The following is a 13,950-nucleotide window of genomic DNA, read 5'->3' on the forward strand; positions in this document are numbered from 1 at the left end:
GTGCTTTTATTTTGGATAATAAATTTTGAACCTGAATTTGAATAGTATCTCTATTTGATGCTTATTTAATATTGTAAAATTTGTATTGAAAATTCGAGGTTTTAAAAGTACCATATACATATTCAAACATTTGAAGATGTATATGGTACTTTTGAAAATTGAGGAAAAGTAACGGAGGGATTTCAATGGGAAACGAAATGCAACAATTTAAAGCAGATTTCTTTAAAGCCTTAGCACACCCTTTGCGAATAGGTATCTTAGAATTATTGTCAGAAGGTGAAAAAAGCGTAAACGAAATTCAAGATATTCTAAATAAGGAAGGTTCAGCTGTTTCTCAGCAATTAAGTGTACTACGTTCAAAAAACATTGTTGTTGGTAGAAAAGATGGAAAAAGAGTTTTATATTCTTTACGAGACCCTATTATTGTGGATTTATTGGTGGTTGCACGGAAGATTTTTAACAACCATTTAATCGATACGATTTCAATGTTAGAAGAGCTAGATGGAGCAGAAAGTGAAATGATGGCTAAGGAGGGATAGGTTGAGTATTGAGGTTAAGAAAGAAGATATCATCCAACATGGGATTGAAACATTTCGCTCATTAGGAGCTCATTACGTTTGTGAAGTTTGTATAAAAAGTGGAAATTCTTGTTGTTTTTCATGCCAACATTTACAAGATGGAGTTGGATGTCGAAAAAGAAATACTGCTTGTACAGCTTGGTTATGTGGAATTCAAGGTTTTTTATTTGATCAAATAGGATTACTGGATGAATGGAATCGTTTTTGGAGTGAAATTCCAGGACAAATGTTTCGTAGAGATATTACTCCAGATAAGGTAAGGATTAGATCGTTTATTGATACGAAGAAGCTAGATAGTCGAGCCGGAGAACGTCTAGCAGAAAGATTGAAATCCTATGTACAACAAGGTGGAGATATAGGTGAATTGGAGTGTCATTTAAGTAAAACATATAGTAAATATTAGGGTGGTTTTTCTTTTTGTGAAAAGGACAATTTTCTGTATAAGGGACCGAGAAATACATTTGTAATCCAGATCTATTAAAAATAGAAAAGAAGGGTTTGTAATGAGAAAGTTATTTACAGGAAGGTTTGAAGGATATTCATTAGCACATTTTCAAAAGGATCTTCTTTCAGGAATGATTGTTGGAGTTGTTGCGATTCCACTTGCTATGTCTTTTGCTATTGCCTCTGGTGTTAAGCCAGAGTATGGGATTTATACAACCTGTATTGCTGGAATACTCATTTCACTGTTTGGTGGTTCGAAGTATCAAATTGGAGGACCTACAGGTGCTTTTGTTCCGATTCTTTTAGGAGTTGTAATTACCTATGGATACGAAAATTTACTACTCGCGGGTTTGTTAGCTGGAATTATTTTATGTCTTATGGGAATCTTCAAGCTAGGCTCTTTAATTAAGTTTATTCCACGTCCTGTAACAATTGGTTTTACTTCAGGTATTGCTGTTATTATTTTTACGGGACAAATTGCTAGTTTTTTAGGTTTAACAGGTATAAAAAAGCATGAGGAATTTCTAGCGAATTTGAAGGAACTCTTCACTCATATCAGTACTACCAATTTTTATAGTGTTATAACTGCTTTGATTTGCTTTTTTGTTATACTCATAACACCAAAGATTTTACCAAAAGTGCCTGGTTCATTAGTAGGTGTTGTTATTTCAACTGTAATTGCAACTGTATTTTTCTCAGGTTATGTACCTACTATTGGTACAGCATATGGTACGATTCCAAATACACTTCCTCAGTTTGATATACCAGAAATCACATTAGAACGTATAAAGCAGTTAATTGGTCCTGCATTTGTTATTGCGATGCTCGGTGGAATTGAATCACTTTTATCCGCTGTCGTGGCAGATGGTATGACAAATAGTAAACACAACAGTAACAAAGAGCTTATCGGCCAGGGGATTGCCAATATTGTTACCCCGTTATTTGGCGGAATTCCGGCAACTGGAGCGATTGCACGTACAGCAACTAATATTAAGAGTGGAGCTGTATCTCCGATGGCGGGTGTTATTCACGGAGGATTTGTGTTATTTACACTTCTACTGTTAGCGCCATATGCTTCACATATTCCACTTGCTAGTATGGCCCCGATTTTAATGGTGGTAGCTTGGAATATGAGCGAGCAGAAACATTTTTATCACATACTTAAAATGAAGACGGGAGATTCTCTTGTATTATTGGTAACATTTTTACTTACTGTATTTACTAGTTTAACAACAGCTGTAGAGATTGGTCTTATATTAGCTATTATTTTGTTTACAAAACGTATGAGTAATATGCTTGTCATATCAAAAGTGCTTCCTGATCATACAAAAAGAAATGAAAAATTGCTACCACATGTGGTAAATAAAGCTCATGATTGCCCACAAATTAGCATTTATACAATAGAAGGGCCATTATTTTTTGGGGCTGCTCAAACATTTGAACAAAATATTTTAGCGACTATTCATTATAAACCTAATGTTTTAATTTTACGTATGGGAAAAGTTCCTTTTATTGATACCACAGGAGAGTCTTACTTTAGGAATATTGTTCAGCACTTCAAAAAACAAGGTGGCGTACTTCTTATTTCTGGAATTCAATCAGAGCTAAAAGCCAATCTAGATAAGAATGGATTGTACGCTGAGATTGGGGAAGAAAACTTTTTTAATCATACCGGAGAAGCAATTAATTGTGCTTTAGGACATCTGAATACAAAAAAATGTATAGGGTGTAAGCATTTTGCTTTTCATGAATGTACAGGGCTTTCTCAGCAATCTCAGGAAATCAATACAATAAAGAATAAAGAAAATGCATTAGATTTTTAAAAATTTCACTTCACATACAAAGTTTGTTTGAGTTAATCCACTTTTTTAATCATTTTATTAAAAAAGTAGAGAAGAAGAAAGTTTGCTTTGGAGAATGTGGAGAAGATTTTTTACAAGGTGTGAACAAGTAGTTTTTTTATACATTCAACAAATAAGTATCAAACAGCAAGAAGAGAATATTTTCCCTACATTTAAACGAAAAACGAAAAACGGAAATTAAAAATAATATTTATTTAATAGAATAAACGAAAACGAGTGGAGGAAATAAAAATATGCCTAATTTACCAAATTGTCCAAAATGTAATTCAGAATACACTTACGAAGATGGGAATCTTTTTGTTTGTCCAGAATGTGCTCATGAGTGGACTTTAGAATTAGAAGCTGAAAATAGTGAAGATACAAAGGTAATTAAAGATGCAAATGGAAATATTTTAAACGATGGTGATTCTGTAACAGTAATTAAAGATCTTAAAGTAAAAGGAACTTCATCAGTTGTAAAAATTGGTACAAAAGTAAAGAGTATCCGATTAGTTGATGGAGATCATGATATTGATTGTAAAATTGATGGTTTTGGAGCTATGAAATTAAAATCTGAATTCGTTAAAAAGGTATAAATACAAATTTTGTTACATCAAAATTAGTTTGAAGTTAATGAATATACACTGTTTTTCAGCTGTACCCCGTGCCCGACAACTTAAGAATTTCGAATTACCCTGAAATGATAAAATGAACTTTTTGGTTATGATTCAGCAGATTTTTTTTGAGTACCATGAAATTTTAGCTTGCTAGCGATATAGTACTGCCGAAATATTTGAAATAGCTATAAGACTATTCTTTCGATGGTATGATGAAAGATGTGGAAAAGGAATAGGAATAGGAATAGGTCTCAATCAGACCTCAATATTAATCTTCACCATTAGCAACAAAAAACCACCTCTCATAAAGGTGGTTTTTCAGTATTAATATATTTTAACTATTCACGTCTAAATGGACCTTTTGGAGCAATAAGCTCTAAATTAGTACCATCTGAATCGGGGAAGTAGGCAACTCCTGTACCAAATCCAGTTTTCTAGCCGTCTTCTTGAAAGATAATTGGTTCGTCATCTGGGTGCTATCCTATGCCCATCAAGCTAACAAAATGGATTGCCTCTGAAACAAAAAATGATTTTTATTACTATAAAAAACGTAAAGTATCTGTTTTTAGAAAAAATTAATTTTTATAAATTGATGGAGATATAACTCAATTCTTTTATATATGTAGTTAAATATGATTGTCAGAATGAACTTAAAGTAATTATGATTTCTAGAAATACGAACTGATGTTTTGAATTGGTTTAAAGTTGCTGGAACAAAATAAAACCAATTGAGCAAAAAAACTTGCAAAAATAAAAAGAGAGATGTATATTAATTGATGTATCAATAATTGATACATCAATTAATATTTTAACAAGAAAGAAAAGGAATATTTTATGAAGGAAATGTTCGTAAATATCAGTGGAGAAGAACGCAAAATACTTATTCATGTTCTATTACAGATGCAAAAAAATGTAGAGAATATTAAAGAATAGAGAGTGTAGGGGGCAGAATAGTGTGGAAATAATCGCAGCTATTTTAGTCGGGATCGTAGCATTAGAACATTTGTTTATCATGATCCTTGAAATGTTTTTTATTGATTCAAAAGTAGCGAAACGTGCTTTCAAATTACCGAAGCATTTAGAAGGAGATCGAAACGTAGCCATTATGTTTGCAAACCAAGGTTTATATAATGGATTTTTAGCGGCTGGTCTCATTTGGGGACTTGTACTTGGGCTCAATCCAATTGGTTATATGGTCCAATTATTTTTCGTGATTTGTGTGGTGATAGCAGCTATTTTCGGAGGTTTCACATCTAATAAATCAATTATTGTGAAACAAGGACTTCCAGCTGTTTTAGCATTGGTTGCCCTTTTATGTATAATATAGAATCAAAGTTTTTCAATAAAAGAACTCATTTTTGAAAAGAATACGCTATTCTTTCTTTAGAATTATAGGAAAGGATGGCGTTTTTGTATGTCTATTTCTATATGTAGTGAATTATAACTATTCTCTCAAGGGACTCAACTGCTTTTCAGCTTTTGGATATATTTTCATCCATCTTTGTTTCCTCCTATTGTTGGATAGTGTAATAATTGATAAAAATTTTGATGAAATTGGATTATAACGATTGATCAAAAAAGTTAGTGATTAAAAATATTATTCTTTAGTACATACATTTTTAAGATGTTAAATATATTTCATAATAGTCTCTGTAAGATAGGGATAAGTAGAATAGTACTTTTTATAACTTTGAATGTCATTCATAATAGCACCAGTAAGAAGAAAACAAGCTTTACGGTACTACTAGTTACCAAAGATGTTACAGTAGTTTATTTAGAATCAGATTGATTGAAAGGTTGTACTATATGGCCTAATAATTTCGAAAAAATGTCGGTGTGGCATAAAATAATTATGGAGGTTAAAGATATGAGTACTTCAAATTTGAATGAAATAAGTAAACAAATTTTAAAAGAGGAGGAAACACTTCAATTTTCCTCTTTTACAAATGAAGATGCCTTGCAACTAGGTTTATTTATCGTTGAAACAGCAAAGCGAGAGGGGAAATTGATTGCTGTTGATATAACGAAAAATGGTGTGCAATTATTTCATTTCAAGATGACAGGAACAAATGAGGAAAATACGAAATGGATTGAGCGTAAAAAACGAGTCGTTTCCCTGCATGATCGTAGCTCGTATTATATGCAGATACAAAGTGAAATAACTGGGGTCTCCTATAATGAAAAATATCTTTTAGATACTTCAGAATACGCTGCGTTTGGTGGATGTTTTCCTATCAGAATAAAAAACGTAGGGGTTATTGGAATGATAACAGTTTCAGGATTACCACCAGAAGAAGATCACGAATTGGTAATAAGGGCAGTTAAAAATCATTTGAAGCAATAGTAAAAATAAATGTGATGGTTAAGTAAAAGCCAAGAATGAACATATTATTGTTCGTTTTTGGCTTTTTATTATTTTTTCTTATAGTCGGCTAAGAGGGTTCTTTTACAGGTAGTACTTAATTTTGCAATGTTCTTTAAATTGCATCGTTTTGTTCGAGTGAGCGAAATTGCTGTAATTGAAGATGCTCTAAATTAATGTGAAATTTGGTGATTAAAGTAGCTACATTTCATATTTGTGTAAATATGAAACAAGCAGGATACATGAATAGAGAATGGGTAAAATAGTACCGAATGATGATTAGATTTTATGAATGATGTTATAAGGCTTTTTTTAGGAAAACTGAAGGAAGCAGTGTGTTTAGATTTAGAATGACTGGCAATGGGTGCTAGGAAGTTCAATGATTCAAAAATGAACTCATTTAAACGCATACTATCTTCGAGATGTATCATTTTGAAGAATATTAAAACTTAGGAGGAACGGAATTATGACAAAAGATTTCTATACTGCACTGAAAGAAAGACGTACTTACTATGGGATTAATAAAGAGGTACAAGTATCGGATGAAAAAATTAAAGAAATCGTGGAGTTTGCTGTGAAATATACTCCATCCGCTTTCAATTCTCAAACTGCACGATTAGTTGTATTATTTGGTGAAGCTCATGATAAATTATGGGATATTACCACTGAAACATTAAGAAAAGTAGTTGGAGATGGAGACTTTTCAGGAACGCAACAAAAAATGGATTCTTTTAAAGCTGGTTATGGAACAGTATTATTCTTTGAAGATGAGGCTATCGTTAAATCGCTTCAAGAAAAGTTTGCTGCATATGCTGAAAACTTCCCAATTTGGTCACACCAAGCATCAGGTATGCACCAATTAGTCGTGTGGACAGGTTTAGAAGCAGAGGGATTAGGGGCATCATTACAACATTATAATCCATTAATTGACGATGAGGTAAAACAAGAATGGAATGTCCCTGCTAATTGGAAACTAATTGCACAAATGCCATTTGGTAATCCAACAGCTGCACCAGGTGAAAAAGAATTCCAACCACTTGAAGAGCGTGTGAAATTTCATAAGTAATATTCGAATGTAATAATACGGTCTAGCTATAGTAGAGTTATTCGCTCTTTTTCGGGAAAGGGCCATGCTATTGATGAAATCGGAAAAATACTATTATATAAAAAAAGAACAAGGCGATCATTTTTGATTGCCTTGTTTGACATTTGTACAATTAATCTACGCATTAAGCTAACAGCATGAATCATTATTTATATTATCGGGTTATTGTTACCAAACGTTTTTCAACACTATTTTTCCTATTGCTTTATTCGACTCCAAATGATCATGTGCTTGTGCAACTTCATCAAACGTAAAAGATTTAGAATCTAGCAATGGACGAAGTTTTCCTTCTTCTACAATTTGCGTTATTTTCGTTAAGATTTCTCCGCAATCATTACGTTTATCTGTATGTAATATTTTTAACGCCATAAAAGTAACGTGCAGAGAGAGTCCTTTTGCGTGTAAAGGAGAGAGGTCATGGGTTGAACGAGCGGCGATTGTTACGACGATTCCATTGACCGCAGCAGCTTCAAAAGAATGATCAAGATTCTTGCCGCCTACTGTATCAAATATAACTTCAAATCCGTTTCCATTCGTATGTTTTTGTACATATTCTTGAACAGATTCTTCTTTATAATTAATAGCTATATCGGCTCCTAAACGATGGGCTATTTCCATTTTGTTTTGCTGAGAAGCTGTTGTGAAAACTTTAGCGCCTGCCCATTTAGCTAGTTGAATGGCTACGTGTCCTACGCCACCAGTAGCTCCATGAATGAGCACATTTTGACCAGGTTTAATATTTGCACGATCAAATAAAGATTCCCAAGCTGTAATTGCAACTAATGGTAGAGCAGCAGCTTCTTCCATTGTTAAATTGTTAGGTTTGTGAGCAATTAATCGTGCATCAGCAAGCATAAATTCTGCAAGTGCACCTCCAGTTTCTTTAAAACCTCCGGCACATCCGTATACTTTATCCCCTGATTTGAATTTCGAAACACCTTCTCCTACTTCAATAACAATACCAGCTACATCGCCGTGTAATATAGCTGGAAACTCAGGAGCGACGGCTGAAACGGCACCACTACGCATTTTTGTATCGATTGGATTTACACTTGTTGCTTTTACATCGATTAGAACATGACCTGGTAAAAGTTTTGGTTTTGAAACTTCTTCTAATTGAAATACAGATGAATCCCCAAAAGAATGGATAATTTGTGCTTTCATAGTTTATACCTCCTGTTTGTGGTTATAGCATAGCAAAGTACGAAAAATAAGTATAATATTTTGAATTTTGTTAGTGAGAATTTTATATAGAGAAGGGGAAAGTACGTGAAATAATGTAACGTACTTGCGAAAGCAATTGTAAAGCTTTATGAAGAAAGGGTAGATGTTATTTTTGCAGCATGATTTATTCATTATGTTTATCCCGCTATTTGCTGGGCAGTAAGACCCCCGCCTCAAAATTCAGCGAAAGCAAAGAAGTTAGGTGGGAGTTGGGCTGCTCGTAAAAGCCCGATTGGTGAAGGCTAATAATCAGTGGGGATGAACAAAACCTCCACTGATTAAAGTTTCACTTTATTCGGAGCGACAGGGGATTTAGCGAAACGCAAAATTTACCCTGCTTTATATAAACTATTTAGTAATCAAAATATACCACAATCTATTTCGATTATCGGTATTGGCAGAAGGGCAATGTCAGATGTGGAATTTCAAACAAAGGTGGAACAATCCCTTGCTACATTTTCTAGAATATCTTCTGATGACGAATCAGGAGTAGAAGAATTTATTAGCACATTTCGTTATTGTCAATTAGATACAGCGAATATAGTGGGCTATCAAGATTTACTGAGCCTTGTAAAAAAGCGTGAAACAGAATTAAATATTTCTGAAAACCGTATGTTTTATCTATCTGTTGTACCAGAAGTATTTGATGTGATTGCTTTAAATATTAAAGAGAGTGGATTGTGGACTACAAAAGGATTAAACCGTCTTATTATAGAGAAGCCTTTTGATTATAATGTAACGTCTGCTCGCGAGTTTAACCGAAAATTAATTGAAGATTTTGATGAAACTGATATTTATTATATCAATCATTATCTTTGAAAATGAATGGTAACTAGGAATACACTTAGAAAAGTATTACAAAATAAATAGTATTTAATTCAAGACATTTTTATTGACGATAATAATTTATGTGGTTAATATACTAGACATAGGATTAATTAATTACTAAAAGTAATTAGATATAAAATATTTCGTTAAGTTCTATAAATAAGTAAGTTGCAGTAGAAATGCTTTGAATTGCCACTATTAATATTGGGGACAATGAGAGAGCGAAAGGTATAAAAAGAATTGGAATTAGATAACTCTTTGTTTTTTATAAAAACAGGAAGTATAAGAGTATGAGCTTCTGTACAATTCATTTTTAGTATATTGACGAGGATTATACAACAAGAGGGGGACTGAACTTGGAATCAATGACCTTTGTTTTATTTGGAGCGACAGGGGACTTAGCGAAACGCAAAATTTACCCCGCGCTATATAACTTATATAGAGATCAAAAGCTTCCAAAGCAAATATCTGTTATCGGGCTTGGAAGACGTCAAGTATCTCATGAAGATTTTCAAGAAAGAATAAAAGAATCAATAGAGACGTTTTCCCGTCAGAGGGAAGAAGGTACTCCGGAACTCGAAGGTTTTTTAGATAATTTTCGCTATTGTCCATTAGATGTGAGTAAGCCGGAAGATTATGAGAGATTATTACAAGTCGTTCGTGAAAGGGAAGAAGAACTACATATAAAAGGAAATAGAATGTTCTATCTTTCAGTTGCTCCTGAATTTTTCGAGACGATTGCTTTAAATATTAAGGAAAGCGGACTTGATAAAACGGATGGATGGAAACGCCTGATGATTGAGAAACCGTTTGGGCACGACCTTACATCTGCTCGTGAGCTTAATGATAAGCTTAGTCGCACGTTTGAAGAAGACGAGATATACCGTATCGATCATTATTTAGGTAAACCGATGATTCAAAATCTTGAAGCGCTAGAATTTGCAAATCCTGTTCTCCAGTCGATTTGGAATAAAGAACATATAGCGAATGTACAAATTACAGCTAGTGAAACGGTTGGGGTTGAAGAAAGAGCTGGATATTATGATCACGCAGGAGCCATTCGAGATATGGTTCAAAATCATATGTTACAAATATTAATGATGACTGCTATGAATCTGCCGGAAAAGGTTAATGCGTGTGAAATTCGAGAGGAAAAACGAAAAGTAATGGAGACGCTTCGTAAAGTGAAAAAAGAAGACGTTCAAAACCATATCGTTCGCGGTCAATACGCTTCAGGAGAGATAAAAGGCGGGCAAGTTGTAGCATATAAAGAGGAACCAGGAGTAAATCCTTCTTCTAACATAGACACATTTGTTGCTGCTCGCTTGTGGATCGATAATCCGTTTTGGACTGGCGTTCCATTTTATATACGAACAGGAAAACGAATGAAAGAAAAGTCTACTCGTATTGTAATCGAGTTTAAAAATACGTTAAAACAGCAATATCAAGATAATAATCCAAATGCAGCACCTAACTTATTAATAATTGAAATTAGCCCAGGTGAGAACGTTTCATTACAGTTAAACAGTAAAAATCCATTGAAAAATGGAGAAATTGAACCGATGCGTATTAACTTTACTTGTGAGCAAGCGGATGTGGGAGTACCTGAAGCGTATGAAAGACTCATTCATGATGCTGTGAGTGGAGACGCTACATTCTTTGCACATTGGAGAGAAGTTGAATTGTCATGGGAATGGGTACAACCAATTCTTGAAGCGTTCGAGGAAAACTTATTACCGCTTCATGAATATGAGTCTGGTTCATATGGTCCAGAAGCGTCTAATGAACTGTTACAAGAAAGTGGATTTAAATGGTGGTTAGATCAAGAGACGGAAAAATAAGTACTTTCTTTAATGAAAGCATTTAGGGGGACGATTACTATGACACAAAACATAAATCAATTAGCAGTGAATACACTTCGTACGTTATCGATTGATGCTATTAATGCGGCAAACTCAGGTCATCCAGGTCTTCCGATGGGAGCAGCGCCAATGGCTTATGCATTATGGGCGAATCATTTAAATTACAATCCTAATCACCCAGAATGGTTTAACCGTGATCGTTTCGTTTTATCGGCGGGACATGGATCTAGTCTGTTATATAGCCTGCTTCATTTAGCTGGATATGATGTTTCAATTGATGACTTGAAAAACTTCAGAAAGTTAAATAGTAAAACACCAGGACATCCTGAGTTTGGTCATACTTCTGGAGTCGAAGCAACGACAGGCCCGTTAGGACAAGGGATTGCCAATGCTGTCGGAATGGCAATGGCAGAAGCGCATTTAGCGGCGAAGTTCAATAAGGATAGTCACTCTATTATAAATCACAATACGTACGCTTTAGTCGGAGATGGTGACTTAATGGAGGGTGTCGCTTATGAAGCGATGTCAATGGCAGGACATATGAAACTTGGCAAGTTAATTGTACTGTATGATTCAAATGAAATTTCACTTGATGGTGAATTAGGCATTGCTTTCTCTGAAGATATTCAGAAAAGGGCAGAATCTGTACATTGGCAATATGTAAGAGTTGAAGATGGAAACGATGTCGATGCTATTACAAAAGCTATTCAATCAGCGAAAGAAAATACGGATCAACCTACTCTTATAGAAATTAGAACTATTATAGGTTATGGAAGTCCAAAAGTTGCTGGAACGAACAAAGCACATGGTAATCCGCTTGGCGTAGAAGAGGCAACAGCGACAAAACAAGTGTATGGTTGGGATTATGAGGAAGATTTCTTTGTACCTGAAGAAGTAAAAGCTCATTTTAATGAACTGAAACAAAAAGGTATTGAAAAAGAAAATGACTGGAATGAGCAGTTCAACTCATACAGAGAGTCGAACCCTGCACTAGCAGATGAATTAGAAAAAGCGATTACAGGTGAGGTTTTAATTGAAGCGAAAGACATTCTATCTTTTGATACTGAAAAAACGATTTCCACTCGTGTTGCAAGTGGGGAAGCTATTAATCATTATGTGAAATCGATTCCTTCTATTTTCGGTGGAAGTGCAGATCTTTCTCATTCCACTATGACAGATATAAAAGGTGAAGCTGTGTACGCGGTAGAATCGTATGCTGGACGAAATATATACTTCGGTGTACGTGAACATGCAATGGGCGCGGCAGCGAATGGACTGGCTCTCCATGGAGGAGTAAAACCTTTCGTAAGTACATTCTTTGTATTTAATGATTACCTTCGTCCATCGATTCGACTGGCTGCACTGCAAAAGTTACCTGTTACTTACGTATTTACACATGATTCGATTGCTGTAGGAGAAGATGGTCCAACGCATGAACCAATTGAACAATTGGCAGCGCTTCGAGCAATTCCTGGTCTAACAGTTATCCGTCCGTCAGATGCAAATGAAACAGCAAGTGCTTGGGCGTATGCTTTACAGCAAACGGATGGTCCAGTCGTTTTAGTACTGAGCCGTCAAAATTTACCGGTGTTTAATGAAACGAAAGCGAACATAGAGAATCTCTCTAAAGGAGCTTACGTATTAACACAAACAAATGAAAATCCGGATGTAATTTTAATTGCGACAGGTTCTGAAGTATCCTTAGCTGCTAGTGCGAAAGCAAAATTAGAAGAAGATCAAGTTTCTGTTCGCATCGTTGCAATGCCGAGCTGGGAGTTATTCGATCACCAATCGAACGAATATAAAGAATCCGTTCTTCCGTCTTCTATAACGAAACGAGTATCTCTTGAAATGGGTGTATCTCTAGGTTGGGAACGTTATGTAGGACAAGAAGGAAAAGTACTATCAATTGAAACATTTGGAGCTTCAGGAACTGGAGCTGAAGTCATGAATCTATTTGGATTTACGACAGAAAATGTTGTTCAAATTACAAAAAATGTGTTGAATTCTTAAGCTATGACTGTGAATACCTTTCTGTACATACTCACATTTCAGTGCTGAAAGGTATTCCAGATTGTAGTGATATGGATTTTTAATAAAAGATGATTTGAGGAGGAATTATATTATGCAAGTAGGATTAATTGGGTTAGGTAAAATGGGATTAAATTTAGGGAAAAATTTAATGGATCATAAACATGAAGTAGTAGCATTTGATTTAAATACGAGCGCAGTAGAAGAAATGAAAGAGTACGGGGCAACGGGTACATCTAGTTTAAGTGAACTTGTTCAGTCATTACAATCACCAAGAATTCTTTGGGTAATGGTACCACACGCTGTTGTTGATTCTGTTATTGATGAGGTTACACCACTTTTATCAAAAGGAGATATTTTAATTGAAGCTGGTAATTCACATTATAAAGAGTCTATCCGCCGATATGAGCAATTAAAGAAAGATGGCATTCACTTTATGGATGCAGGAACTTCTGGCGGAATGGAAGGCGCTCGTAATGGTGCTTGTTACATGATCGGAGGAGATCAAGAAGCTTGGGACATCGTTGAACCTATCTTCCGCGATACTGCTGTAGAAAATGGATTCTTATATGCTGGAAAAGCTGGTAGTGGTCACTTCTTAAAAATGGTTCATAACGGAATTGAATACGGTATGATGGCTGCTATTGGTGAAGGATTTGAGATTCTAGAGAAAAGTGAATTTGACTACGATTATGAAAAAGTATCAAGAGTATGGAACAACGGTTCAGTAATTCGTTCTTGGTTAATGGAATTAACAGAAAATGCATTTTCTAAAGATGCAAAACTGGATGAAATTAAGGGTGTTATGCATTCTTCTGGTGAAGGAAAATGGACAGTAGAAACAGCATTAGACCTTCAAACAGCAACTCCTGTTATCGCAATGTCTCTATTAATGCGCTACCGCTCATTAGACAATGATACATTTACAGGAAAAGTTGTAGCAGCTCTGCGCAATGAATTTGGCGGACATGCAGTAGAAAAGAAATAAAGTGAAACTTTAATAAATAGGGGCTTTATTCCATACCAATCGGGCTTTTACGGGATAAGCATATTAAACA

At 34.8% G+C, this 13,950-nt stretch carries 11 protein-coding genes and 2 pseudogenes; 11 read left to right on the top strand and 2 right to left on the bottom strand.

The genetic code is table 11. The features are described from left to right. Positions 1 to 185 precede the first annotated feature (185 nt). The 4 genes from BM089_RS17245 (at position 186) to BM089_RS17260 (ending at position 3,459) form a co-directional block, all read left to right on the top strand. Complete coding sequence (locus BM089_RS17245) at positions 186 to 539, top strand: ArsR/SmtB family transcription factor (RefSeq protein WP_000526189.1); 354 nt, start codon at positions 186 to 188, stop codon at positions 537 to 539. Between the two features lies 1 nt (position 540). Further along, on the top strand, positions 541 to 981 hold the full coding sequence (locus BM089_RS17250) for a hypothetical protein (protein ID WP_000021461.1): 441 nt from the start codon (positions 541 to 543) through the stop codon (positions 979 to 981). Positions 982 to 1,081: 100 nt separating this feature from the next. Then, positions 1,082 to 2,845 (top strand): SulP family inorganic anion transporter, encoded by a 1,764-nt coding sequence (gene sulP, locus BM089_RS17255; RefSeq protein ID WP_070756814.1) that lies wholly within the window; start codon positions 1,082 to 1,084, stop codon positions 2,843 to 2,845. A 272-nt stretch (positions 2,846 to 3,117) separates the two neighbouring features. Beyond that, positions 3,118 to 3,459 (top strand): zinc ribbon domain-containing protein YjdM, encoded by a 342-nt coding sequence (locus BM089_RS17260; protein ID WP_001133198.1) that lies wholly within the window; start codon positions 3,118 to 3,120, stop codon positions 3,457 to 3,459. 359 nt (positions 3,460 to 3,818) lie between these two features. Here BM089_RS17260 and BM089_RS17265 read toward each other — a convergent pair. After that, positions 3,819 to 3,965, bottom strand: a pseudogene (locus BM089_RS17265) (VOC family protein); the annotation flags it as partial. A 470-nt stretch (positions 3,966 to 4,435) separates the two neighbouring features. Here BM089_RS17265 and BM089_RS17275 point away from each other — a divergent pair. From BM089_RS17275 to BM089_RS17285, 3 genes are all read left to right on the top strand, one after another. Beyond that, positions 4,436 to 4,807, top strand: coding sequence for a DUF1304 domain-containing protein (locus BM089_RS17275; protein ID WP_000402471.1), 372 nt, complete (start codon positions 4,436 to 4,438; stop codon positions 4,805 to 4,807). Positions 4,808 to 5,308: 501 nt separating this feature from the next. Then, positions 5,309 to 5,824 (top strand): heme-degrading domain-containing protein, encoded by a 516-nt coding sequence (locus BM089_RS17280; protein ID WP_100910103.1) that lies wholly within the window; start codon positions 5,309 to 5,311, stop codon positions 5,822 to 5,824. Between the two features lie 484 nt (positions 5,825 to 6,308). After that, a complete protein-coding gene (locus BM089_RS17285) occupies positions 6,309 to 6,908 on the top strand; it encodes a nitroreductase family protein (RefSeq protein WP_000158938.1) in 600 nt (199 codons plus the stop codon). 207 nt (positions 6,909 to 7,115) lie between these two features. On the opposite strand, the gene BM089_RS17290 is transcribed toward BM089_RS17285, so the two are convergent. After that, positions 7,116 to 8,111: a zinc-dependent alcohol dehydrogenase family protein gene (locus tag BM089_RS17290; RefSeq protein WP_090977522.1), complete on the bottom strand. Its 996-nt coding sequence runs from the start codon at positions 8,109 to 8,111 to the stop codon at positions 7,116 to 7,118. A gap of 363 nt (positions 8,112 to 8,474) precedes the next feature. On the opposite strand from BM089_RS17290, the pseudogene BM089_RS17300 reads away from it, so the two are divergent. From BM089_RS17300 to gnd, 4 genes and pseudogenes are all read left to right on the top strand, one after another. Next, positions 8,475 to 8,990 (top strand): annotated as a pseudogene (locus BM089_RS17300) (glucose-6-phosphate dehydrogenase); the annotation flags it as partial. A gap of 365 nt (positions 8,991 to 9,355) precedes the next feature. Further along, complete coding sequence (gene zwf / locus BM089_RS17305) at positions 9,356 to 10,840, top strand: glucose-6-phosphate dehydrogenase (RefSeq protein WP_090977524.1); 1,485 nt, start codon at positions 9,356 to 9,358, stop codon at positions 10,838 to 10,840. Between the two features lie 39 nt (positions 10,841 to 10,879). Then, positions 10,880 to 12,874, top strand: a complete 1,995-nt coding sequence (gene tkt, locus BM089_RS17310) for a transketolase (protein ID WP_090977526.1) — start codon at positions 10,880 to 10,882, stop codon at positions 12,872 to 12,874. A 112-nt stretch (positions 12,875 to 12,986) separates the two neighbouring features. Next, positions 12,987 to 13,880: a phosphogluconate dehydrogenase (NAD(+)-dependent, decarboxylating) gene (gnd, locus tag BM089_RS17315; RefSeq protein WP_001195925.1), complete on the top strand. Its 894-nt coding sequence runs from the start codon at positions 12,987 to 12,989 to the stop codon at positions 13,878 to 13,880. The last annotated feature ends 70 nt before the right edge of the window (positions 13,881 to 13,950 follow it).

Origin of the sequence: Bacillus sp. 5mfcol3.1, from assembly GCF_900114335.1 — a bacterium.
GTDB classification, from domain to species: Bacteria; Bacillota; Bacilli; order Bacillales; family Bacillaceae_G; genus Bacillus_A; species Bacillus_A thuringiensis_S.

What these genes read in the sequence shown, in the direction of transcription:
- BM089_RS17245 (WP_000526189.1), top strand. Translation starts at nt 186, where the DNA reads ATGGGAAACGAAATGCAACAATTTAAAGCAGATTTCTTTAAAGCCTTA.
- sulP (WP_070756814.1), top strand. Translation starts at nt 1,082, where the DNA reads ATGAGAAAGTTATTTACAGGAAGGTTTGAAGGATATTCATTAGCACAT.
- BM089_RS17260 (WP_001133198.1), top strand. Translation starts at nt 3,118, where the DNA reads ATGCCTAATTTACCAAATTGTCCAAAATGTAATTCAGAATACACTTAC.
- BM089_RS17280 (WP_100910103.1), top strand. Translation starts at nt 5,309, where the DNA reads ATGTCGGTGTGGCATAAAATAATTATGGAGGTTAAAGATATGAGTACT.
- BM089_RS17285 (WP_000158938.1), top strand. Translation starts at nt 6,309, where the DNA reads ATGACAAAAGATTTCTATACTGCACTGAAAGAAAGACGTACTTACTAT.
- BM089_RS17290 (WP_090977522.1), bottom strand. Translation starts at nt 8,111, where the DNA reads ATGAAAGCACAAATTATCCATTCTTTTGGGGATTCATCTGTATTTCAA.
- tkt (WP_090977526.1), top strand. Translation starts at nt 10,880, where the DNA reads ATGACACAAAACATAAATCAATTAGCAGTGAATACACTTCGTACGTTA.
- gnd (WP_001195925.1), top strand. Translation starts at nt 12,987, where the DNA reads ATGCAAGTAGGATTAATTGGGTTAGGTAAAATGGGATTAAATTTAGGG.